At 43.6% G+C, this 24060-nt stretch carries 22 protein-coding genes; 9 read left to right on the top strand and 13 right to left on the bottom strand.

Going from position 1 to position 24060, the window contains the following annotated elements:
* The first annotated feature begins 6 nt into the window (after positions 1 to 6).
* Positions 7 to 858: a sterol desaturase family protein gene (locus tag L2W36_RS07685; protein WP_443088384.1), complete on the top strand. Its 852-nt coding sequence runs from the start codon at positions 7 to 9 to the stop codon at positions 856 to 858.
* 193 nt (positions 859 to 1051) lie between these two features.
* Here L2W36_RS07685 and L2W36_RS07680 read toward each other — a convergent pair whose 3' ends face one another.
* The 6 genes from L2W36_RS07680 to ubiG all read right to left on the bottom strand — a co-directional run bounded on the left by L2W36_RS07680 (position 1052) and on the right by ubiG (position 7055).
* Positions 1052 to 1261: a hypothetical protein gene (locus tag L2W36_RS07680; protein WP_038222859.1), complete on the bottom strand. Its 210-nt coding sequence runs from the start codon at positions 1259 to 1261 to the stop codon at positions 1052 to 1054.
* Positions 1262 to 1543: 282 nt separating this feature from the next.
* Entirely contained in the window at positions 1544 to 1756 is a 213-nt protein-coding gene (gene cspE, locus L2W36_RS07675; RefSeq protein WP_006073927.1) for a transcription antiterminator/RNA stability regulator CspE, read from the bottom strand.
* A gap of 325 nt (positions 1757 to 2081) precedes the next feature.
* On the bottom strand, positions 2082 to 2357 hold the full coding sequence (yfaE, locus tag L2W36_RS07670) for a class I ribonucleotide reductase maintenance protein YfaE (RefSeq protein ID WP_006073928.1): 276 nt from the start codon (positions 2355 to 2357) through the stop codon (positions 2082 to 2084).
* A complete protein-coding gene (gene nrdB / locus L2W36_RS07665) occupies positions 2357 to 3490 on the bottom strand; it encodes a class Ia ribonucleoside-diphosphate reductase subunit beta (protein WP_236109724.1) in 1134 nt (377 codons plus the stop codon). The genes yfaE and nrdB overlap by 1 nt, the downstream gene beginning before the upstream one ends.
* A gap of 74 nt (positions 3491 to 3564) precedes the next feature.
* Positions 3565 to 5856, bottom strand: a complete 2292-nt coding sequence (nrdA, locus tag L2W36_RS07660) for a class 1a ribonucleoside-diphosphate reductase subunit alpha (protein WP_062461019.1) — start codon at positions 5854 to 5856, stop codon at positions 3565 to 3567.
* 488 nt (positions 5857 to 6344) lie between these two features.
* Positions 6345 to 7055, bottom strand: coding sequence for a bifunctional 2-polyprenyl-6-hydroxyphenol methylase/3-demethylubiquinol 3-O-methyltransferase UbiG (gene ubiG / locus L2W36_RS07655; RefSeq protein WP_038228201.1), 711 nt, complete (start codon positions 7053 to 7055; stop codon positions 6345 to 6347).
* 312 nt (positions 7056 to 7367) lie between these two features.
* On the opposite strand from ubiG, the gene gyrA reads away from it, so the two are divergent.
* A complete protein-coding gene (gyrA, locus tag L2W36_RS07650; RefSeq protein ID WP_236109723.1) occupies positions 7368 to 10010 on the top strand; it encodes a DNA topoisomerase (ATP-hydrolyzing) subunit A in 2643 nt (880 codons plus the stop codon).
* A gap of 61 nt (positions 10011 to 10071) precedes the next feature.
* Here gyrA and L2W36_RS07645 read toward each other — a convergent pair whose 3' ends face one another.
* Complete coding sequence (locus L2W36_RS07645; RefSeq protein WP_236109722.1) at positions 10072 to 10686, bottom strand: DsbA family protein; 615 nt, start codon at positions 10684 to 10686, stop codon at positions 10072 to 10074.
* A 150-nt stretch (positions 10687 to 10836) separates the two neighbouring features.
* Between L2W36_RS07645 and L2W36_RS07640 the strand changes: the two genes are divergently transcribed.
* Positions 10837 to 11472: an SDR family NAD(P)-dependent oxidoreductase gene (locus tag L2W36_RS07640; protein ID WP_236109721.1), complete on the top strand. Its 636-nt coding sequence runs from the start codon at positions 10837 to 10839 to the stop codon at positions 11470 to 11472.
* Between the two features lie 69 nt (positions 11473 to 11541).
* Here the strand turns inward: L2W36_RS07640 and L2W36_RS07635 are convergent, their stop codons facing one another.
* The 3 genes from L2W36_RS07635 to cls all read right to left on the bottom strand — a co-directional run bounded on the left by L2W36_RS07635 (position 11542) and on the right by cls (position 14718).
* Complete coding sequence (locus tag L2W36_RS07635) at positions 11542 to 11856, bottom strand: DUF6693 family protein (RefSeq protein ID WP_006072214.1); 315 nt, start codon at positions 11854 to 11856, stop codon at positions 11542 to 11544.
* Between the two features lie 56 nt (positions 11857 to 11912).
* Positions 11913 to 13118 (bottom strand): cystathionine beta-lyase, encoded by a 1206-nt coding sequence (locus L2W36_RS07630; RefSeq protein ID WP_236109720.1) that lies wholly within the window; start codon positions 13116 to 13118, stop codon positions 11913 to 11915.
* A gap of 142 nt (positions 13119 to 13260) precedes the next feature.
* Complete coding sequence (gene cls, locus L2W36_RS07625; RefSeq protein WP_038228207.1) at positions 13261 to 14718, bottom strand: cardiolipin synthase; 1458 nt, start codon at positions 14716 to 14718, stop codon at positions 13261 to 13263.
* 509 nt (positions 14719 to 15227) lie between these two features.
* On the opposite strand from cls, the gene L2W36_RS07620 reads away from it, so the two are divergent.
* The 3 genes from L2W36_RS07620 to L2W36_RS07610 all read left to right on the top strand — a co-directional run bounded on the left by L2W36_RS07620 (position 15228) and on the right by L2W36_RS07610 (position 18309).
* Complete coding sequence (locus L2W36_RS07620) at positions 15228 to 16571, top strand: sodium-dependent transporter (protein ID WP_236109719.1); 1344 nt, start codon at positions 15228 to 15230, stop codon at positions 16569 to 16571.
* 92 nt (positions 16572 to 16663) lie between these two features.
* Positions 16664 to 17350 (top strand): TIGR01621 family pseudouridine synthase, encoded by a 687-nt coding sequence (locus L2W36_RS07615; protein WP_006072220.1) that lies wholly within the window; start codon positions 16664 to 16666, stop codon positions 17348 to 17350.
* 26 nt (positions 17351 to 17376) lie between these two features.
* Positions 17377 to 18309 (top strand): class I SAM-dependent methyltransferase, encoded by a 933-nt coding sequence (locus L2W36_RS07610; protein ID WP_038222543.1) that lies wholly within the window; start codon positions 17377 to 17379, stop codon positions 18307 to 18309.
* A gap of 59 nt (positions 18310 to 18368) precedes the next feature.
* On the opposite strand, the gene L2W36_RS07605 is transcribed toward L2W36_RS07610, so the two are convergent.
* Positions 18369 to 18824, bottom strand: coding sequence for an META domain-containing protein (locus L2W36_RS07605; RefSeq protein WP_006072222.1), 456 nt, complete (start codon positions 18822 to 18824; stop codon positions 18369 to 18371).
* Between the two features lie 229 nt (positions 18825 to 19053).
* Between L2W36_RS07605 and L2W36_RS07600 the strand changes: the two genes are divergently transcribed.
* The 3 genes from L2W36_RS07600 to L2W36_RS07590 all read left to right on the top strand — a co-directional run bounded on the left by L2W36_RS07600 (position 19054) and on the right by L2W36_RS07590 (position 21431).
* On the top strand, positions 19054 to 19308 hold the full coding sequence (locus tag L2W36_RS07600; RefSeq protein WP_006072224.1) for a DUF1289 domain-containing protein: 255 nt from the start codon (positions 19054 to 19056) through the stop codon (positions 19306 to 19308).
* Positions 19309 to 19518: 210 nt separating this feature from the next.
* Entirely contained in the window at positions 19519 to 20481 is a 963-nt protein-coding gene (locus tag L2W36_RS07595) for a response regulator (protein ID WP_236109718.1), read from the top strand.
* Entirely contained in the window at positions 20478 to 21431 is a 954-nt protein-coding gene (locus L2W36_RS07590; RefSeq protein ID WP_006072227.1) for a sensor domain-containing diguanylate cyclase, read from the top strand. The genes L2W36_RS07595 and L2W36_RS07590 overlap by 4 nt, the downstream gene beginning before the upstream one ends.
* Here L2W36_RS07590 and L2W36_RS07585 read toward each other — a convergent pair.
* The gene (locus tag L2W36_RS07585; RefSeq protein WP_236109717.1) at positions 21428 to 22651 is read right to left on the bottom strand and encodes an MFS transporter; all 1224 of its coding nucleotides are present in this window, start codon (positions 22649 to 22651) and stop codon (positions 21428 to 21430) included. The two genes, L2W36_RS07590 and L2W36_RS07585, sit on opposite strands and share 4 nt — an antisense overlap.
* 90 nt (positions 22652 to 22741) lie before the next feature.
* Positions 22742 to 23881: an acyl-CoA desaturase gene (locus L2W36_RS07580; protein WP_236109716.1), complete on the bottom strand. Its 1140-nt coding sequence runs from the start codon at positions 23879 to 23881 to the stop codon at positions 22742 to 22744.
* Positions 23882 to 24060 lie beyond the last annotated feature (179 nt).

Below are 24060 nucleotides of genomic sequence, written 5' to 3'. Positions count from 1 at the left end.
TGGAATATGATGGATAAACTTGTTCAAAACCCGGAGTGGTTGTTAATTGTATTAGCTCCTTTATTTGTCATTATGATGGTGCTCGAGTATTGGCTTGGTCAACGGGGAAACCGCCTGCCAAGCTCTGCGCAGTACTCTCTAAAGGAATTGGCATGTAACTTCTCGTTGGCTGGGCTTCATCAACTTACCGATCTCGTTGCGGGGCTGTTTATCGCCAAACTATACCTGCTAGTGTTTGGCTGGAAACTTTTTGATATCAAGATGTCATTAGGCATGTTTTTGGCGTTAATGGTATTACAAGACTTTTTCTACTATTGGTTCCATCGAGCGAGTCATCGCATTCGCTGGATGTGGGCTGCTCACGTTGTCCACCATAGTTCCGAGAATATGAACTTCAGTACCGCATTTAGACAGAGCTTAATGTACCCGCTAGCGGGAATGTGGCTGTTTTGGATGCCACTGGTCATTATAGGTTTCGACCCTAAATGGGTGGTATTTGTAGTGCTGCTGAATCTAGGTCTACAGTTCTTTGTTCATACACAATGGATACGTCGCTTGGGGCCCCTTGAATGGGTGATTAATACCCCATCGCACCATCGGGTTCATCATGGTGTCAACGCGCAATACATAGACAAAAACTACGCGGGAATTCTGATTATCTGGGATCGAATGTTTGGGACTTTTGAGCCTGAAGTAGAAGAAGTTCGTTATGGAATCAGTAAGCCAGTTAATAGCTTCAATCCAATCACGGTTACTTTTGCCGAATGGAAAGATATGCTAAATGACTTATCACGCAAAGATCTGACGTTAAGAGCGAAAATCAAAATGATTTTATCTCCGCCAACGGATACGCATTAACCTAAGATTGATCAAATTACTGCTGTGATAAAGGTTGAGTGTTGTGACGAGAGAGAGTAAGGCGAGAGAGTCACTATAAAAGTCGCAATATTATCAAGGTGCTGAAGGCGGTAAGCACGTTGATGGATAGTGTTTATGATTAGTTATAGTGATGGTCAATGGATACTGGCCTTAGTAGTGAAGGTACTGATTATCAAGCCTGTAGTGAGAACTTTCCGATTAGCTCGTCATGGACGTTGGTAATGGTGCCAGTATGAGTAGATTCACAGTAACTAAACGCCAAATTTAGGTCTTTGGTTTTTGCTCTGGTGAGGAAGTGTCTAAGCAAAATATCGCTGTTTAGTTGGTGCGGTTCAGAGACCCAAGTTACATTATCTTTGATTGATTTAAACGTTACTTTCATATTTCTCCTATTTGGATTTTTGTGTGTTTTTAGTGGATTCACGGTTTTGGTAAAACCAAAAGCGTTTTCTGCCGATAGATCGAGACATAATTTACCTAAATATAATGATGCTAATTGTAGATTTAATACCATCAGAGAGTGATGGATGTTTGAGCGTGTTGCTTGATAGAGAAATGTATAGCGAGAACGTTGAGAGGAGAGGTTATTGCTAGTTTTTTCTAAAATCCAAAGTGAAAAGATAAGATGAAAGCGGTTAATGATGCCGCTTTCATCAATAAAATCTTATAGAGCTACAACGTTTGCAGCTTGAAGACCTTTCTGGCCTTGCTCTACTTCAAAAGACACTTTTTGGCCTTCTGCTAGAGTTTTGAAACCTTCAGATGCGATAGCACGGAAATGAACGAATACGTCAGCACCGCCATTTTCTTGAGCTAGGAAGCCGAAGCCTTTCTCTTCGTTAAACCATTTTACTGTGCCGTTTACTTTGTTAGACATGATGTGTCCCTTATATAAATTTAAAATTGTTGCGATGCGCTGATGGGCTGGAATTATTTAATGTATCGATGAAGCTTAGGGAAACACTGAGGATGACAACAATAACGAAGAGATTCTGAGAGTTTTACTTTTACAACTGGATATTTCATTTAATAACTCTGAACAACAGAGCGGCGCCAGTATGGGGCTTATAAAACACCTTGTAAAGGGTTATTTTTAATGTTGTACGATTTAGTGAAGGGAATTGCACACTCGCTGACTACACCTGCTCAAACCCGCAGCAATAAAAAACGGCTCTGGAGAGCCGTTTTGGGAATGACTTGAGCTATGCTCGCTTCTTAACTTGATGCGCAATATTGTCGAGCTCGATATCAGTTTTCGCTCGACAAATACAAGGCAGGATTTCATTACCTTGTGTATATGCCATTGCAAACCCTACATATTCCACTTCTCCCGAAACCAGTGTACAGCGGCAAGCGCCACAGTGCCCGTCTCGACAGTTGTATTCAGGTTCTAACCCTGCTTGCTCCATAGTCTCTAAGACTGTGTTTGAAGGGTTAGACTCTATAGTGGTGATAGAGTTTATCTTAATGGTTGGCATTAAAGTTCGAAGCCCTCGAAGTCGTCTGCGTTTACTTCATTGTCGATTTGACCGACAAGGTAAGAACTGATCTCTGCTTCTTGTGGTGCAACCTGTACATTATCAGATGACAACCAAGCGTTAATCCAAGGAATTGGGTTCGATGTAGCTTCTGGGTAAGCTGCATCAAGACCAACTGCCTGCATACGAACGTTGGAGATATATTCAACATATTGGCACAGGATATCTTTGTTAAGACCAATCATAGAGCCGTCTTTGAATAGGTATTCTGCCCACTCTTTTTCTTGCTCTGCCGCTTCTTTGAATAGGTCGAAACAGTCCTGCTTACATTCTTCCGCGATTTGCATGAATGAGAAATCGTCTTGCCCGTTACGCAGCAGGTTAATCATGTGCTGAGTACCGGTTAGGTGCAGCGCTTCATCACGAGCAATCAGCTTGATGATTTTCGCGTTACCTTCCATCAGTTCACGCTCTGCGAACGCGAACGAGCAAGCGAAACTTACGTAGAAACGAATCGCTTCCAGTGCGTTCACTGACATCAAGCATAGGTACAGCTTCTTCTTCAGATCGTACAAGTTAACTTTAACTTCTTCGCCTTTGATGTTGTGCGTACCTTCACCGAAGCGGTGGTAGTCGTTTGTCGCTTGAATCAGGTCATCGTAGTAGTGTGCGATGTCCTTCGCACGCTTTAGGATGTGTTCGTTTTCAACGATATCATCAAAAACCACACCTGGATCGTTCACGATGTTACGAATGATGTGCGTGTATGAACGAGAGTGGATAGTCTCAGAGAATGACCATGTCTCGATCCATGTTTCTAGCTCTGGCAAGGAAACTAATGGAAGTAGTGCAACGTTTGGACTACGGCCTTGGATAGAATCAAGCAGAGTTTGATACTTAAGGTTACTGATGAAAATGTGTTTTTCATGCTCTGGCAATTTGTTGTAGTCAATGCGATCGCTTGATACATCGACTTCTTCTGGACGCCAGAAGAAGGAAAGCTGCTTCTCAATCAGCTTTTCAAAAATCTCAAATTTCTGTTGGTCATAACGCGCAACGTTCACTGGTTGACCTAGGAACATTGGTTCTTTTAGTGCGTTATTCTTTATTTGGGTAAAAGTACTGTAAGCCATTGTGCTGCAATCCTTTTTAAGCCCCTCCGCTTAAGGGAAGGGCGAGAAAATCTTAACTTGTTTACTGCGAGATATTAAATCTTACAGCCGCCGCCTGCGCAATCGTCATCTTGCTCAACTACTACTGTAGATTTGTCGCTTTGGTCGTCTTTCGCACCGTCACGAGTGTTATGGTAGTAAAGTGTCTTCACGCCATATTTATACGCGGTGAGTAGGTCTTGAAGCAATTTCTTCATCGGCACTTTGCCGCTTTCGTAAACGCTTGGGTCATAGTTAGTATTTGCTGAGATCGCTTGGTCAACGAATTTCTGCATGATACCTACTAGATGCAAGTAACCGTCGTTGTTGCCGATGTTCCAAAGTAGTTCGTAGTTCTCTTTTAGATTAGCGAAGTCTGGAACAACCTGCTTCAGGATACCGTCTTTCGATGCTTTCACTGAAACGTAGCCACGAGGTGGTTCGATACCGTTAGTCGCGTTAGAAATCTGAGAGGAAGTCTCAGATGGCATTAGCGCCGTCAGTGTTGAGTTACGTAGACCAAACTCCATGATTTCAGAACGTAGTGCGTCCCAATCATAGTGCAGTGGTTCGTCACATACTAAATCAACATCATTCTTGTAAGTGTCGATAGGTAATAGACCTTTCGCATAGTTCGTCTCATGGAATGATGGGCATCGGCCTTGCTCTTTCGCCAGTTCAACAGACGCTTTTAGTAAGTGGTACTGAATCGCTTCGAATGTACGGTGAGTAAGGTTATTTGCAGAACCGTCAGAGTATTTAACACCATTTTTCGCAAGGTAGTAGGCATAGTTAATAACACCGACACCCAGCGTACGACGATTCATCGTAGACTTATAAGCAGCTGGTAATGGATAGTCTTGATAATCAAGTAGAGCATCAAGAGCACGAACCACGAGGTCCGATAGATCTTTTAGGTCATCGAGCTCGTTGATTGCACCAAGGTTAAATGCCGAAAGTGTACATAGAGCGATTTCACCTGAATCGTCTTCTACGTTTGACAATGGCTTAGTTGGCAGTGCGATTTCTAAACATAGGTTAGATTGGCGAACTGGCGCAACTTTCGAATCAAATGGGCTGTGCGTATTACAATGGTCTACGTTCTGAATGTAGATACGACCTGTAGAAGCACGCTCTTGCATCAGCAGAGAGAATAGCTCTACCGCTTTAACGGTCTCTTTCTTAATTGACGGATCGTTTTCGTACTTAACGTATAGACGTTCAAACTCATCTTGATCTTCGAAGAACGCATCATATAGACCCGGTACATCTGAAGGCGAGAATAGAGTGATGTTGCCGCCTTGAACTAGGCGAGCATACATGAGTTTGTTCAGCTGAACACCGTAATCCATGTGACGTACACGGTTTTCTTCTACACCACGGTTGTTCTTAAGAACAAGTAGTGATTGTACTTCGCCATGCCACATTGGGTAGAACACAGTTGCTGCACCACCACGAACACCACCTTGCGAGCAGCATTTTACTGCTGTTTGGAAGTACTTGTAGAATGGGATACAACCGGTGTGGAAGGCTTCGCCTCCACGGATTTCAGAACCCAGCGCGCGAATACGACCAGCATTGATACCGATACCAGCACGTTGTGAAACGTAACGAACAATTGAGCTTGCTGTTGCGTTAATAGAATCTAGGCTATCGCCACATTCAATCAATACGCACGAACTAAATTGGCGCGTAGGAGTACGAACACCTGACATAATTGGTGTCGGTAGAGAAATCTTGAATGTTGACGTTGCATCGTAAAAGCGCTTGATATAGTCAAGACGAGTCGCTTTTGGATACTTAGCGAATAGGCAAGCCGCTACCAGGATGTAGAGGAACTGTGCACTTTCGTAAATCTGACCAGAAACACGGTTTTGAACGAAGTACTTACCTTCAAGCTGTTTAACGGCAGCGTATGAGAAGTCGTGATCTCGAGTGTGGTCGATATAGCTATCCAACTCATCTAGTTCAGACTTAGTGTAATCTTCCAATAGATGTGCATCGTACTTGCCCATCTCTACCATTTTAGAAACATGGTCAAATAGCGCTGGTGGTTCATATTGGCCATAAGCTTTTTTACGAAGGTGGAAGATAGCTAAACGCGCAGCTAGATATTGATAGTCTGGTGCATCTTCTGAAATCAAATCTGCAGCAGACTTGATGATAGTTTCGTGGATATCTGACGTAGTAATACCATCATAAAACTGGATGTGAGCCTTGAGTTCTACCTGAGATACAGAAACGTTGTTAAGCCCTTCTGCAGCCCATGCGATGACGCGATGGATTTTTTCGAGATCGATACTTTCTTTGCGGCCATTACGCTTAGTAACGGTAAGTTGTTGGTTCATTCTGAGGTGTTCCCTAACAAAACAATATGAAGCTTCGCTTTTATGAAATTTTGTTGAGTCTTAGCGATAGCTTCGTGATCAATGTCACCCTATACGTTTCGGCTTCCAACACAAGATATAGGGGTCATCTTAACTACGAGTTACAAGATAGTGCTATAGCGGGAGATTTTCAAGTTTGAGAAATTGAATGTCTTGTGGATAACTAGGGGAAAGAAAAATTTCAGTTAGTAGATACTTACCACTGAAGATAGACCTGACTTAGTAGTGAAATTTGCGTGCTAGCAGATTGGTTTTGTTTTAAACAAAGACGAAAAAAAATTCCTTGATCTTTGCCAATTTTTGGTTGTTATTCTTTAGCTCAATAAAACTGCGATATCGGCACACAAAATCGGCGAAAGTGTCTTGTTTTTGTAAATGATTTGTGTGTGAAAATTAACGAAGCTGAGTGCCAATTAACCGAAGGAAATTGGCACTAGATATAGAGGAACTTAAAGCGACTTTTCGGTGAACACGATGTAGTTCACATCGACACGATTACCCAGTTTATAGGTATCGGTTAGTGGATTATAGAGAAGTCCTGTAATCCCTTTCTCCGTAAGGTCAGTTTTATCGATCATCTTGATAAGTTCTGAAGGCTTGATGAATTTGTCATGTGAGTGTGTGCCATCTGGAACTATTTTAAGCAGCTTCTCTGCACCAACGATAGCAAATAAGTAAGACTGCAAGTTGCGGTTAAGGGTGGAGAAGAATACTTGGCCACCAGGCTTAACCAGTTTTGAACATGATGCGATGACTGATGCAGGATCTGGCACGTGTTCTAGCATTTCCATACATGTTACGACATCATATTTGCCTGCGTTTTCAGCGGCGTGCTGTTCTACTGTACTTTGCACATAGGTCAGTTTGGTGCCTGTTTCTAATGCATGCAGCCTGGCGACTTCAAGCGGCTCTTTACCCATGTCTAACCCTGTAACTTCAGCACCTTGTTTCGCCATACTTTCTGCAAGGATACCGCCGCCACAACCTACATCAAGAACGGTTTTACCAAACAAGCCATTGGCCTTTTCTAAAACATAATTGAGTCTGAGAGGGTTGATTTGATGTAGTGGTTTGAACTCACCTTCAAGATCCCACCAGCGACTTGCCATCTCTTCAAATTTCTTAATTTCGTTGAGGTCTACGTTTTGTTGCTTATCCATATATGCCAAGAGTTTTGTTCCAAGGTTGCGACGCAGTATACCGCAAATTGGATTGGGAAATATCTTCTCGTAGGCAGAATCCTCAGAATTCTTTATCCAGCACACTATTTATCTGATTAATTGACGGTTTTTTCGCCGATTTTCAGAGTCATAGATTGGAAATGTGCAAATTGTGGACGTTTGAATCGCAACCAAGGTCACAACATGATAAAAGCGAAGGGAAAGTGATGCCGAACACGGTATTAATGTGTTATATTTTGTCACCTTATACGTATCGAGTATACGATCAAAATATAGAGGGATATTGGCTCTATGAGCGATCTAGCTAAAGAGATCACGCCCGTAAACATTGAAGATGAGCTGAGAGGCTCTTATCTCGACTACGCGATGTCAGTTATCGTGGGTCGTGCTCTTCCAGATGTGCGTGATGGTCTAAAACCTGTTCACCGCCGCGTTTTGTTCGCGATGAATGTTCTAGGTAATGATTGGAATAAACCATATAAAAAGTCTGCCCGTGTGGTCGGCGATGTAATCGGTAAGTATCACCCACACGGTGATAGTGCGGTATACGACACCATCGTTCGTATGGCGCAGCCTTTCTCACTTCGCTACATGTTGGTCGATGGTCAAGGTAACTTCGGCTCGATTGACGGCGACTCTGCGGCGGCAATGCGTTATACCGAAGTCCGCATGGCGAAAATCGCTCATGAGTTGCTAGCGGATCTAGACAAAGAGACGGTTGACTACGTTCCTAACTATGATGGAACTGAACAAATTCCAGCCGTACTACCGACAAAAATTCCAAACCTTTTGGTTAATGGTGCGTCAGGTATCGCTGTTGGTATGGCGACAAACATTCCACCACATAACTTAAACGAAGTTATCGATGGCTGCTTGGCGTACATCAAGAACGAAGACATCACGATTGATGAGCTCATGGATTACATCCCAGGCCCAGATTTCCCGACAGCGGCACTGATCAGTGGTCGTAAGGGCATCATCGATGCTTACAAGACGGGTCGTGGTAAGGTCTACATGCGTTCTAAAGCAGAGATCGAAGAAGACAAGAATGGTAAAGAAACCATCATTGTTACCGAGATCCCTTATCAGGTGAACAAAGCTCGCTTAATCGAAAAGATTGCAGAGCTAGTTAAAGATAAGAAAGTAGAAGGCATTAGCGCACTACGTGATGAGTCTGATAAAGACGGTATGCGCATTGTTATCGAATGTAAGCGTGACGCAGTAGGTGAAGTGGTTCTAAACAACCTGTACTCACAGACTCAGCTGCAAACGACATTCGGCATCAACATGGTTGCCCTAAACAATGGTCAGCCACAGCTGTTCAATCTTAAGGACATGCTGAAGTGCTTCGTTGATCACCGCCGTGAGGTTGTGACTCGTCGTACTATCTTCGAACTTCGTAAAGCAAGAGACCGTGCTCACATTCTAGAAGCGCTATCTCTAGCACTTGCGAACATTGATGAAGTTATTGAACTTATCAAGAACGCACCAACACCAGCTGAAGCAAAAGTAGGCCTGGTTTCTCGCGGTTGGGAGCTAGGTAGCGTAGCTTCTATGCTAGAGCGTGCTGGTACCGATGCAGCTCGTCCAGATTGGCTAGAAGACCAATACGGTATTCGTGACGGTCTGTACTACCTAACGGAGCAACAAGCTCAAGCGATTCTTGAACTTCGCCTACACCGTTTAACTGGTCTAGAGCACGAGAAGATTCTTGATGAGTACAAAGCACTTCTAGAAGAAATTGCAGAACTGATGCACATTCTTGCAAGCACAGAGCGCTTGATGGAAGTGATCACCGAAGAACTTGAACTAGTTCAAGCAACATACGGTGATGAGCGTCGTAGTGAAATCACAGCGGCGGTTCACGATATTGATATGGAAGAGCTAATCGCTCGTGAAGACGTAGTAGTCACTTTGTCTCACGAAGGTTATGTGAAGTATCAAATCCTAAGCGACTACGAAGCACAGCGTCGTGGTGGTAAAGGTAAGAGTGCGACTAAGATGAAGGAAGAGGATTACATCGAGCGCCTGCTTGTTGCAAATACTCACGACAATATCTTGTGCTTCTCTACGCGCGGTAAGACTTACCGTCTGAAAGTTTATCAATTGCCACTCGCAAGTCGAACTGCTCGTGGTAAGCCGATCGTTAACATTCTTCCACTAGAAGAAGGTGAGCGTATTACGGCAATTCTTCCTGTAAGTGAATTTAGCTCAGAGAAATTTATCTTTATGGCGACTGGTGACGGTACCGTTAAGAAGACTTCTCTAGACCAATTCTCTAACGTTCGTGCAAACGGCCTAATTGCTGTAAACCTACGTGATGATGATTCGCTAATCGGCGTTGATATCACCGATGGTCAAAGTGACATCATGCTGTTCTCGAAGCAGGGTAAAGTAGTTCGATTCAGCGAAGACAAAGTACGTGCTATGGGTCGAACTGCGGCAGGTGTCCGTGGTATGAAACTGGCAGATGAAGACCAAGTGGTGTCATTGATTGTTCCTTCTAACCAAGGTGACATTCTAACCGTGACACAAAATGGTTACGGTAAGCGTACTGAACTTGAAGAGTACCCAACGAAAGGTCGTGCAACACAAGGTGTTGTATCTATCAAAGTTTCTGAGCGAAACGGTCCAGTAGTTGGCGCGATTCAAGTTGAAGAGGGCGACGAAATGATGATGATCACTGACGCAGGAACGCTAGTTCGTACTCGCGTTGCTGAAGTGAGTCAAGTTGGTCGTAATACTCAAGGTGTTACGCTTATCCGCACCGCGTCTGACGAGTCAGTCGTTGGTTTGCAGCGTATTGATGAAGTTGAAGAGTCAGAGTTGCCAGAGGGCGAAGAAGTTGAAGCAAATGCAGAGACTCAAGCGCCAGAATCTGGAGATTTAGCGGCTGACGACTCAGCGGCTGACGATTCAGCTACTGAAGAGTAATCAACATTTGTAGTGAAAAACCTGTCTCAATGAGACAGGTTTTTTTTCGTCTCTAGAACGTTCAGAGTTGCTGTTTGACTAAATCGATTGTTGTGTTGGGATTTTTATAATCAATGGGTAGCTCAACAAGGATGTCATCATGGGCTAAAAATAAAGAAGGAAAGCTGTTACCGCCAATGCTACGAGCAAATCTTATCTCTTCCGAAAGCTGCTGACTGATCTCAGCTGAAAGAAAGTCATGTCTAAATGCTTCAATATCTAGTCCAACCTGTATAGCTAAGTCGAAAAGTACTTCTGACTCACTCGGATTCTTTGCTTCAAGATAATACGCCTGCTGTATAGCACGATACATGTCTTGTTCGGACTGCTGCCTACGTGCAGCCAGCACCGCGCGGCAGGCTGGGTAAGTGGAGCGTTTAGGCGTATTTAAGGTCCAAAAATCATGATTAAACTCAGTGCCTAAATAACTTTCGATTTTGCGCCAATAAGAGGCGATTTTAGTTTGCATTTCTGATGGCATTGGTACGTTGGAGTCGGGGGCTAAGCCTCCGAGCACGTATTGAATGTCTAGTTGGTCATCCAACTGTGTCTTAATCAAATTCCAAGTAGGTGCATAACCCCAGCACCATGAGCACATCGGGTCATAAACATAATACAGTTTCGCAGCTTTACTCATTAGATCATCCTTGTCTCTCGCTAAACGAAGAGTGTAATGGTTCACCTTATCATGAAAAATTGTCTTATAACCCACACTTGTTTGATTTAACACCTAGACTGGTATTTTTGATAGTGTAAATTATTATCATTATCAATGTGGGGTGTTGAAATGAAGAGTATTACTATTTTTGGTGCAAGCAGTGGCCTTGGTTTGGCTGCCGTTCGCTATTTTGCAAGTCAAGGAGTGGAAGTTATTGGTGTTGCAAGAGATCCGAAAAAGACCGACGAACTGGCCAGCTTGTGCGTTCAATCAATTGCTTGTGATGCAACTAAACAGCCGGATGTCAAGGCAGCGGTGGAATGTCTTCCGAAAGACACCGTAGTGTTGTCAACCATGGGCAGCTTTAGAGCCGAAGTACCTGTCGATTATCTCGGACACCGTCACTTGATAGACGCACTGGAGACAAAAGGTATTGAACGTTTCCTGTTGGTTACTTCATTAGGATGTGGAGATTCATGGAAGTTTCTTTCGGAGCGAGCGAAGGTAGGCTTTGGGGCAGCGGTAAGGGAGAAGTCCTTAGCTGAAGCTTGGTTAGCCAGCAGTCAACTGGAATACACAGTATTGAGACCTGGTGGATTGAAAGACGGGGAGATGACAAATTGTGGGGAGTTATCGCAAGGAGTTGAAGTACATGGTGCGATCACTCGAAGTGAAGTTGCTCGCCTTGCACATCAAGTTTTGTTGAACGAGGCGTCAATTGGTCAGATATACCAGTGTGTTGATCCGACGGTGAATTATAACTAAAGGAAATTTTCTACAGAAATACACGAGGCTCATCAACATGTCGATGAGCTTCATTGATTATCTGTAATGCTACTCTACTCGGGTGTGATTGAGTGCGTAATTCCAAACACGATAAAAGTAAAATACATAGCCGATCCCTAGTGTCAGTATTGAAATAACAAACCAGAGCAATACATGACCTAAGTCGCTAAATAGATCGATATCACAGTCCATTCTTCGCTCTCTGCCGGATTCATCAATGACGTAAGTGCGATTAATGATGAACTTGGAAAATGAATAAGGGAAGAAAAACAGCGCGATGCCAAACGTGACAATGCTGAGAATTAACCAGATGAGTAAGTGGCCCAGAATGTCAAAGATAGCGACATCTGCTCGTAATCTCATAAGAGTACCTTATCGTAAATTAAATATGGCTTTCAACACTGAAAGCCATTTGAGGTTTATTGGGTGAGAGTTTGTTCTTGTATAACGGAATTATAGCGCTCAAAGCCCTGCTTGAGATCGTTAATCAGATCATCAATGCATTCCAGCCCAATGTGAAGTCTAATTAGCGTCCCTTCAAAATTAGGGTTGGCTACCGTTCGTAATGAATTGAAGCTACTTGGTTCATTTGCCAACACTAAGCTTTCGAATCCACCCCAAGAATAACCCATACTAAAGTGCTTCATACCATCCAAAAATGCCGTTGTTGCTTTGGTATTACTGGTCTTAAGGATAAAGCTAAATAGCCCATTGCCGCCGGTGAAATCTCGGTGGAAATATTCACTGCCAGGGCATGTATCTAGGGCAGGGTGACGCACATGGTCGACTTCGGCACGCGTTGCTAACCACTTCGCAACTTGCAAACTGTTCTCTGCATGTTGGCGCAGCCGCACATCAAGCGTGCGAATGCCACGAAGTCCTAAGTAGGCATCATCTGGAGAAACACATTGTCCCATCAGATAGCTTTGTTCACGCAATTGATCCCAGTACTTTTCGTGAGTCACTGCCGTACCCAGCATAACGTCGGAGTGACCAACGATGTATTTAGTAGCTGCTTGAATAGAAACATCGACCCCGTGTTCAAAAGGTGAGAAATTCACACCAGCGCCCCAAGTATTATCAAGCATGACAATAATATCGGTTTCGTGTGCGATCTTAGCCATCAAAGGAACGTCTTGAACTTCCATTGTGATAGAGCCAGGTGATTCCAAAAATAGAATTTTGGTATTGGGCTGAATCAGTTCACGAATGCCTTCACCAATCATCGGATCATAGTAGGTCGTTTCTACCCCCATTTTCTTCATGATTGAATCACAAAAATCGCGCGTTGGTTCGTAGCAAGTATCCACCATCAGGATATGATCACCAGTCTCAACAAACGACAAAATGGCGTTAGAAATAGCGGCCGTGCCACATGGGTAAAGCGCGCATCCAACACCACCTTCAATTTCAGTCATAGCATCTTGAAAGGCAAAGTGTGTGTTAGTGCCTCTGCGTCCGTAGAACAGTGTCTTGTTGGCTCGGTTGATGGTGGCGTGCTTTTTTTCCGCCACGGTGTCAAAGACAACGGTAGAAGCTCGTTGTACAGGCGGGTTAACTACGCCGTTAGTCCATTTCTTACTGCGGCCAGCAGTTACAAATTTGGTGGTATTGCTTTCTGACATTTAGATTCCCTGTCTTAGCCTTGAACTTTCGTGTAGGAAGGCGAGTTTTTAAAAGAGGATAGACGCAATAAAACACGAAGGCTAAAGAGTTTCAAGTCTTTAGCCTTCATAAAACGTTGTCGGGTAGGAGTGAAATCTAAGGTCAGAGCAGTGGGTTGAAGAGATAAAATAGTCTTTCAAAAAATCTATGATAAATACTTCTTTGCTTCCACACGCTGTAGTCGACTAACTCCGAGCGCTGAATATAGCTCGATTGTAGCTGGTGCATCTCTTTGGTGAAGCTTGGATCTTCCACAGCAAGGGTCACTTCAAAGTTAAGCCACAAGCTGCGCATGTCCATATTGACGGTTCCCACTAAGCAAAAGAGCTCGTCGATAACAACCGACTTAGTATGTAGTAAACCGCCATCAAACTCGTAGATTTTGACACCAGCGGAAAGTAAGTCAGTGTAAAATGCGCGTGATGCCCATTTCACCATAATCGAGTCGTTATTCTTCGGGATAATGAGCTCAACGTTGACCCCTCGTTGTGCGGTTGTTTTGATCGTTTCCAACAAATCAGCACTAGGTACAAAATAAGGTGTGGTGATTCTTACCGACTCTTCTGCCTGATGCATTGCGAGGGTGAGGACTTGCCCAATTAACTGGTCTGGCATACCTGGCCCAGACGGTACGACCTGAACTGGTTTAGAGTCTTTAGGGATCTCTATAGCGCATTCGGGTTGAGCTGGTAGCTGTCGATCGCCTGTTTCTACTTCCCAGTCCCAACAATGTATTGCAGACAGCACATTGACTGTAGGACCTTCGATACGGACCATAATATCAATCCATTGGCCCACGCCGGAGTTTTGCTTGAAGTAAGCGGGGTCGACCATGTTCATTGAGCCGGTGTAAGCCACTTCATCGTCTATAACGATGATTTTTCTGTGCTGACGGAGATCTAAGCGACGTAGGAAAATACGCCAAGGAGACACTTCTAGCCCTTCGACCAGTTCAATACCCGCATCACGCATCATTTGTGCCCAATGACTCTTTTTGAAGAACGTGGGGCTACCGGCGGAGTCAAGAAGGACTTTAACGTCTACACCGCGTTTGGCGGCTTGTATGAGCGCTGATGCAACCGAATCCGCTAATCCACCTGGATACCAAATGTAGAACACCATACGAATGCTCTCTTTGGCTTGCTCAATATCTTTGATCACTGATAACAGGATCTCTTGTGGTGTAGTTTGTAGCTGAAGTTGATTACCACATAGAGCTGGAATGCCCATTCTGTTGTTACACAGATGGTCGATTTTCGAAATATGAGTGCCTAACCCATCGGTAACATGTGCGTTGCAGTCATTCAGTTGATAAAACCAGTCACCAAATGGATGGAACATTTCCCTAGCTCGATCCGCTCGCTTTCTACCTAGGTTAAGCTCACCAAACATGAAGTAACATAAAACCCCAACGACTGGGATGATGTATATCACCATTAACCAAGCGAGAGAAACGCTGACGGCACGGCGTTTTAGTACAACGCGCAAAGTGACACCTGCCACTAGGACCCAATAAAGTCCGATGCCTGCGAGAGTAAGAAAGTGGTATACCTTGTCCATTATGCCTCGATAGAAAGACGCTTTCGCAAATAATAAGCTCAGAATCAAGTATTTGGAATAGTTAGTTGCCTGTCAAATACAACCTGTTACACAAGCCATAAAAATTAATGAAATAGGTAATTTCTATACAAATCGGCGTTGTTTTGATGACGATGTTATTAGTATCGAAGCACGGCATACCAAGTCGTAAGAGAATAGGAGAGTTGCTTAGTTGAGGGGTTTACAGTTGATGGAATAAACCGCAAACTATAGGCAAAGCGAATGGAAAATGGCCAGTTGGAAGTTTGGCGCTTCCAATTTTAAAGATAAGCTGTTTTACTTGCTATATCGCTCTTGGATATAAATTCCATATGAAGTGTAAACTAAAGATTACACTTCATATGTTTAAAAGCAAAAGATCGTGAGCACAGGGATAGGCTGCCAATCAAAGGCAGCTTTTTTGTGCGCCAAAATCATCTCATGGACAGCCGCAAACTCGTCTAGTTAATAGACACATATGGTACATACTGATGGCAAGTTCCGATAGAGGCCAATTCTCTTCTCGCTTTGGTTTTATTATGGCTGCTGCTGGTTCAGCAGTGGGTTTAGGTAATGTTTGGGGGTTCCCGACACAAACAGCCAGTAATGGCGGGGCCGCATTCCTCCTTATCTATCTTTTGATGATGGCTCTACTTGCTTTCCCAATGCTTGTCGCTGAGCTTACAATTGGTCGATATGGGCAATCTAACCCCATCGGATCACTACGAAATATTTGGACAAACAATCGTTTATTAGCGGTGTTTTTTGGTACCACTGCTATGCTAACTGCATCAATGATCTTGAGCTTTTACGCCATCTTAGCTGGCTGGTTAATTGGCTTTGGAATCTCTCCAATTATGAAGTTAATTGGCTTACAGCAGTTTTCTGAATGGTTAATCACCTTTGGAACAGGACGCAACGTCCTCTTGACCGTCATATTTATGTTGATGACAGTGTTTGTGGTACGCCGTGGTGTCGCAGATGGTATCGAAAAATGGTCATCACGATTGATGCCAGTTTTGTTTGCACTGTTTTTGGTTCTCATTATCTACATTTTCACTCAAGACGGTGCTCTCGATGGGTTAAGAATGTACCTCGTTCCTAACTGGGAGCATGTAAATGGGGGATTGGTCGTTAACGCTATGGGGCAAGCATTTTTCTCCCTGTCGCTCGGCGTTGGTGCGATGATGGTTTATGGTTCTTATCTAAGTAAAGATGTCAATATTCCCAAGACGGCGGGTCAAGTCGCCATAATTGATACTGGTGTAGCATTTTTTGCTGGTTTACTAATTCTTCCAGCAATGTTCGTTGCAAAAGCAAATGGTGTGCAGATCTTTAGTGAAACAGGCGAGCTGATCAGTTCAGGAAATCTTGTATTTACGGTCTTACCAAGTTTGTTTGACTCAATGGGATTAGTGGGAGAGGTGGTTGGTGTCGCCTTCTTCGCTTTAATGGTGATTGCTGCCTTGACGTCATCTATCGCTATGTTGGAAGTACCAGTATCGTGTTTGCAAGAAGAATTAAAAATCAAGCGAGAGAAGTCAGCCATTATTCTGGGTGCTGCTATTCTTTTGTTCAGCGTGCTCATCGCTGCGAATTTCGATACGCTATTTGATTGGGTAGCTACAGCGTCAACCATGTATATGCAGCCATTGTTGGGAGTGGTTTGGGCTGTGGTTATTGGTTGGGTTTGGAGTCGGAATGCTCTGCTTAAAGAAATTCAACAAGGCAACCCAGAGATCGAGAAAACTTGGTTTTGGCGTATTTGGCCTATTTACGTCAAAGTGGTTTGTCCTATCGCCATCATAATGGTGTTTGCTTACCCATTCTTGTAAGCAATCTACACATTATCGCAAACTAGAAGCTGCTCATTGAGCAGCTTTTGTGTATTATCCCAGCCCATTATTCCTTAGCGATAAGGCATCGTATGTTCGATATTCATTATGAAAATGAGGACTTTGTTGTCATCAACAAATATCCAGGAGTGAGCGTTCATAAAGATGATGGCGACACTATGTTGGTGTCGGACGTTGCAATTGCTATTGGCGCATCGTCACTTCATCTGGTCCATCGACTCGATAAAATGACATCGGGATTACTGATATTAGCCAAACGAGCTGAAGTCGCGGCACAGTTTTCACGCTTATTTGAGCAACGCGACATAGACAAGTATTACCTAGCTATAGGCAGTAAAAAGCCAAAGAAAAAGCAAGGGACGATAATTGGCGATATGGAGCGCTCAAGACGCTCGTCTTGGAAGTTGGTTAATTCAAAGAATAATCCAGCGGTGACACAGTTTTTTTCTGCTGCAGCAGAAAACGGTGAACGGGTCTTTTTGTGTAAGCCGCTGTCCGGCAAAACACACCAAATTCGTGTTGCATTGAAGTCGATTGGTTCTCCAATTAAAGGCGATGCGATCTATAACACGAGTGACAGTTCTGATCGTGGCTATTTACATGCCTATGCGCTGCGCTTTGAGCTAAGTGGTGAGTTGTTTCAGTTTAGGTGTGACCCGCGAGAGGGTTCTCTTGGGGAAAAATGGCGCTCAGCAGAAGTTGAGGACGCTATCGATAAATGGTCACAACCGTGGGAGTTAGCATGGCCGAAAAAATAGAACAGACAAACAGCGAAAACGAGGCGATGCAAGCTAGCCAGTTAGGTGTATTCTTTGAGCAAATCTCAATTGGGCTGTCTCAATCCAATGCAGAGGTAAGACGTCTTTTTCACGGTAGAGGAAAGTGCTGGCCAGGTTTGGAGCAATTAACTTGTGATTGGGCATCTAATCAGTTGCTGGTGAATTTGTTCAAGCCCGTTGATGAGACGTTTATGGCTGTGCTCACGCAAGGGCTTGAGGATTTATCAACTAGCGAACTTTGGCAACAAGTGCAAGGCAAGTCGATTGTCTTACAGCACCGGTACAGTGATGGCGCACCAACAGAAGTCTTATGGGGTGAGCTTGACCAAAGACCAGTTGTCTCAGAGCTAGGTTGTAAATATCAACTCGATATTGGTCGCAACCAAAACTTTGGACTTTTCCTTGATATGAGAAATGGTCGGGAGTGGGTCAAAGACCGTGCTGCTGGAAAGCGAGTCCTTAACCTTTTTGCCTACACATGTGGATTCTCCGTTGCAGCAATTGAAGGTGGGGCAGAACATGTGGTTAACGTTGATATGGCGCGCGCGTCGTTAAATAAAGGACGCGATAATCACCGATTAAATGACCATGACACGTCTAAAGTAACCTTTATGGCGCACGATATCTTTAAGTCGTGGGGGAAAATCAAAAAGCACGGACCCTATGACATCATTGTTATCGATCCTCCGTCGTTCCAAAAAGGGAGTTTTGCCTTGACTAAGGATTACAAAAAGATCTTACGACGTTTGCCTGAACTGTTGAATAAGCAAGGTGAGGTGATGGCGTGTGTGAACTCTCCTAGTGTTACACCAAGCTTTCTGATTGACAGCATGAAAGAAGAAGCACCAACACTTGCTTATATTGAGCGATTAGCTAATCCATCAGAGTTTGCTGATAAAGATGACGATGCCAGTTTGAAGGTATTACTCTTTCGCTAAATAAACTTAAAATAAAAAACGGCACGTAGCGTGCCGTTTTCTGTAGGAAGTAATTGGAATTAGTTCATCCAATCTTTCAATTCGAACGTAAGTGTGTGCTCCGCGCCTTTTAGCTCAAGACCGTTTTTAGTGACGGTGATATCGCTCCAATCTGACAACGTCTTAGACATCGTTTGTTCAATATCCATCGCTGTGCCGGCACACATCTTCATAGTCATCCCCATTTTTTCGATGCGGAATTGACCATCTTTAAGCTCACCTTGACCGAAGAAGTTGTTACAACCAGCATTGCCGTTTGCCGTCATCTTTTCACCGATCTCTAGGCGAGGTGTTTGGTTCTGTTCATCAACTTGAATAGCGTTGCCGTCAATTTGAACCAAGTTCCAATTGTGGTGTTGAAGATCTTGTGCGGTTACAGCTTTCATCGCTTCCTCTTTAGTGTCGTTCGCGGCACAAGCCGTCATTAATACTGGAAGTGCAACTGCGGCAAGTAACTTCTTAGAAAAAATCTTCATATAATTTGCTCCAACTGAATGAAATTATTGACAAGCCTAACTAATAAAACACTGTTTTTTGTCAGGAGTAGGTTATGTTTAGTATAGTGGTTTTTTAATTGGATAAGTGTAAACCATTGCGTAACAGTGATATTGGATTCGCAAAAGCCACATAAATCAGACTATTCTTACTATCCAAGTTTGTTTTCGCTCAAAGAGTGTAGTCCAAATATATGAATAAAGGATGTCGATGGAGCAACTAGAGTTTTTCACCGTACCAAGTCCATGCGTACGTGTATGCACAGTTGATGAGAAAGGGTATTGTCAAGGATGCATGCGTAAGCGTGATGAGCGTTTTAATTGGTTGAGCTTTACCACCGCACAGCAACTTCATATCATTAAATTATGTCGTCAACGTTATCGCCGCAAGCTAATGCAAGGCAAAATACCGGTGACAAACGCAATACTGGAAGACGACGACAGCCCTCAACAAGATTTGTTTTAATAACTGTTGATGCTCGTGATTAATTATATTCCCCTGTTGATCAACTCTAAACCGCAGCACCTTCCGCATTGGCTCAGTTAGTTTTTGTATGCTTTAACAGTATGATGTATTTAAAATGAAAATGTGATCTTAGTTCAAATTGATACTGGTATCCCAGATGGAATTCTGTTTATTATAGGTTAGTCAATTATCAATAATATTAATGGATTCATGCGGATACTTATATGTGACGATTCAAAGGTAGCAAGAAGAAGTCTAGCGGGTTTTATCGCAAGCTCTTTTGATGGTGAGATCATATTTGCGGAAAATGGCCGCCAAGCACTTGAAACAATGCAGTGCGATACCATTGATATTTTATTTCTTGATTTAACGATGCCCGAAATGGATGGCTTTGAAGTACTCACAGCTCTTCAAGAATTCAGCCATCAGACCAAAGTGGTCGTAGTGTCTGGCGACATCCAAGAAATTACTCAACAACGCTGTTTCGATCTTGGTGCTTATGCATTCATAGAGAAGCCGTTAAAAGCAGAATCGGCAGTCCCTCTATTTCATGATCTGCAGATCCCAATTCATCATGCGCATTCTTCAAAGCAGTCATTTAGCAAACAGCAGATGTTTGAACGTTTCCAAGAAACGTCGAATATCGCTTTGGGGGCAGGTGCTGCAACGATTTCAGAACAGCTTAAAGAGTTCATTCTACTTCCGGTTCCTAGAGTCGGCGAGCTGACGTTTAGTGAGCTCACCATGATGATTCAAGATACCCTAAACCGTGACAATAGCTGCGCTGCGGCACAGCGGTTTGTAGGTGGAGGTTTACATGGTGAGGCACTAGTTTGTATCGAGGGTGAGTCGGTTGCACAAGTGGGACGACGTTTAGGGTATGACGATGGTGAAATTTCCCACGATGAAATTGTTGTCAATTTAGTGAATGTCCTCGTTTCTTCTTTCTTAGTATCGTTATCGGAGCAACTAGGGTTAGAGTTCTCGTTACGTGAACCGTTAAGAATAGAAGATTTCAGTCCCGAAAACTCGATGCTCAATGCTAATGAAAACGTATTTACGATTGAATATACCTATGATGCAGAAGCATTAGACTTATTCTGCTCCGTGTTGTTTATGTTTGATGTGGAATCCGTGGAGATTATCCACCGTCAAATGGAGCTTTTACAATGACCACTATGACACTCGAGCTTTCCGACTTTCATTGGACGATGCAGTTGCTGGATACGCTAGATGCGGGTCTTATTGTGGTAGATCGTGAATACAATGTCTGTGCATGGAATAGTTTCATGCAAAACTATAGCGGTATTAATGCAGACAGCATTATGGGCAAGTGCTTGTTTGAAAGTTATCCCAATCTTCCTGAAAAGTGGTTAAGAGCGAAACTGGAATCGACTGGAACTCTAAAAACTCGGGGCTTTTCAAACTGGGAAGATCGTCCAATTATCTTTGAATTCAAAAACTTCTCACCTGTTTCACAAGGCTTGCTCAACATGTACCAGAACATGGTGATTACGCCACTTAAGTCTCCCCAAGGAGATGTCACGCATTTTGCTATTATGCTGCAAGATGTGTCGGATATTGCTAAGAGTAAAATGCACCTCAAGCGCTCCAATGAGAAGTTGACGGAGTTAGGTCGCACAGATGGACTTACTGGACTGTTTAACCGGGCTTACTGGGAATCACAGTTTATTGAGGAATTTAATTCGGTACAGACCACGGGACGTACGTCAACGCTGGTAATGTTCGATATTGATCATTTTAAACGTGTCAATGACAACTATGGCCACGCCACTGGCGATAACGTGATCAAAGAGACAGCTCAGCAGCTGTTAAAGGCTGCGAGAGGTAGTGATGTGTGTGGTCGCTACGGCGGAGAGGAATTTGCCGTTTTACTCACCGACACGACAGCAGATCAAGCGTCGTATTTTGCAGAGAGGTTGCGTAAACGAGTAGAGGAGCTCTGTTTAGAGTTCGATGGTCAGTCACTCCAATACACCATTAGCTTAGGTATCACCGAGTGCAGCGCTGAAGATAATAATCATGTAGATTGGCTAAAGCGCGCGGATAAAGCCCTTTACCAATCCAAAGAAGCTGGTCGTAACGCCACGTCCATCCTCTAGCACTGTTTATCTTTTGACTCAAAGCGCTGCTGTTCAATAGGCAGCGTTTTGGTTTTTGGCAGTTTAACTAGTACCCAACTTGCAAGCATGGCAACAACAAGACCGCTTAACGCCAAAAAGCCCATCACGTTGGCAATCTTATCGTGATCTAACAGAACCCCCACGATGTAAGTACCAATAGAGAACCCTAAGGATACGGCGGCTGCCATAAACCCTTGCGCTGTTGCAGGTCGATAAGGGCTAATTTCGTCCGCAAGAGCGGCAATAGAAATGTCGTTCCACGCACCATTGATAATGGAGATTAATATCAGAGAGAGCGGTAAAAGCGCCATAATATTGTGGCCGAACATAAACCAGATACTGATGCCTACAATTAGGTTTACTATCACGGTGATGAACCAAAGGGAGTGGGCTCCATGAGTTGCCATCCAAGTTCCTGCGGGTGTAAGTGCGACGAGAGTGACAAGTGCTGCGATAGCCATTCCGAATGCGGAACTCGATACGTTAACGCCAAACCCTTTATCAATAATGACTGGTCCCATCTCCACCATATTTGAACCCACAAACATAGACATCAATACGCAAACGACGAATCCAAACCAAACAACTTTAGAATGGCTACGATCCGAATTCGTGTTTAATTCATAAGGTTCAGTAATAGAGACCAGGGTCTTCGGTGGATAAAGTACTGTAACGACGATCAACAACAGGTCGAAGGCAAAGAGTGTGCCCAACTGTATATTCACGGGTAGCTGCAAATAGTCAAGACAAGCAATGGTTACGCCAGCCACGGCTACCCCAAGCATTTGAATTTGGAAAAGGTGTTTCAGTGCGTTTGACTGGCTTTTTGGCGAACTATTTAAGCGTAAAGCAAGCGTTGGATTGAGAATAAGCAGGAGGTTACTGCCAAGACCAATCAAACAGGCAATACCCCAGTAATGCCATTGAGTTGTAGAAACGAAAAGTAATAGCAGTAATGCGCTGGCATGACATATGAGTGCTAGTAGGTGCATAGGTTTATGAAGCATGTATTTATCGGCGATAGAACCAAGCAAAGGAGCAGTTAAGCCACTTAAACCTAAAATCAACATCACTTGACCAACGAGTAGCGCGCTGTTGGTCCGGGATAGGATGAGAGGGGCAACAATGATCGCGAGACCTATCCATTGAACAATGCCCATTGACGCTTGGCTTAGCTGCCATAAGTTGCTTTTTTTCATAGCAAAACCATGTGATAAATACGGCTGAAAGTATAAAAAAAAACGAGCATCAATGATGCTCGCCCAGTGTCAACTTAATTGACTACCACATTAGCTGATCGCTAGCCTAGGGTTATTAACCATACTGTACCAACGACGTCTTTGTTCTTTTAACGTTAAATCTAATTGCTCTATTCGCACTCGCAATAAAGCTTGCTCATACTTTTCTTTGACATTGGATTTTGCCGACTTGATAAGTTGAGTCTTTAGTTCGTCGCATTCATTCAGTTTGCTGATCAAATGTTGCAATTCTTGTTCAATCACCGAATGAATTTGCTCTGCGTTGGGAAGTTGGAAGATTTTGCCCTTGGCCGTTTGCATGGTTTGCAACAGACGCGCTTTCTCAATGCGATAAGGTGACACGCGTTTTAGTCCCTTAGCTAGCCCAAGATAAGCGCAAGAGCGTATTAACCATTTAGTCGGATCAAACTGCCACCAACGAATGCCATTTCGATAGTCATGCTCAAAGATATGGTGGAAGTTGTGGTAACCCTCACCAAACGTAACAAACGCTAAAATCCCGTTGTCCCGTGCCGTGTTTTTGCTGGTGTACGGCTGAGAGCCCCAAACATGAGCTAATGAGTTAATAAAAAAGGTCGTGTGATGACTGAGTACCAATCGTAGTGCACCAACAATTAGTATGAAACCGATCAGATCGCCATAAATTGCTCCTAGAGCAATTGGGATACCGAAATTGGTGAGTAGGGCAAGGGCGACATAATGTTTGTGTTGCCACATCACCACCTTGTCTTTTTGAAGATCTCGGCAGTTACGATAATCATCGTATCGTGCGGCTTGATACTCCCTAAGCATCCATCCGATATGTGAGTACCAAAAGCCTCGCTTCGCTGAGTATGGGTCTTTGTCGTTATTGTCGACGTGTTTGTGATGAACACGATGGTCTGAAGACCAGTGCAATGCGCTATTTTGAAGAGCAAAGGCACCACCAATAGCAAATAGGTATTTCAGTGAATTGTGTGCTTCGTATGCCTTGTGTGACCACAGCCTGTGATAGCCCGCTGTAATGGACATACCACAAAATACAAAGGCAATGAGTAACCAAACCCAGTGTGCAAGGGTATAACCGTGTGTCACGCCATACCATGTGGTGCCTACTGTGGCTAGGATAAAAGTACCAAGAAAAATCGTGACGTTTAACCAAATTATCGGGGGCTTGTGAGCCGTGTTCATACAATAACTCCATTTAAGCTTACAACTGTTCGCTAGAATATCAGCGTACATGTGTAAGTCAAAGAATAAGTTGTTACAGTGTTTAACGGAAAATTGCACCAATACTAGCTATCGACGGGTGAAAGTGGTGCGATATGATGCATGTAATTTGACTAAATCTTTTGAAAACAGAAGGTTAA

Origin of the sequence: Vibrio sp. McD22-P3 (assembly GCF_021568915.1) — a bacterium.
GTDB lineage: Bacteria > Pseudomonadota > Gammaproteobacteria > Enterobacterales > Vibrionaceae > Vibrio > Vibrio mediterranei.
This window is presented reverse-complemented; position numbering and strand designations above follow the sequence as displayed.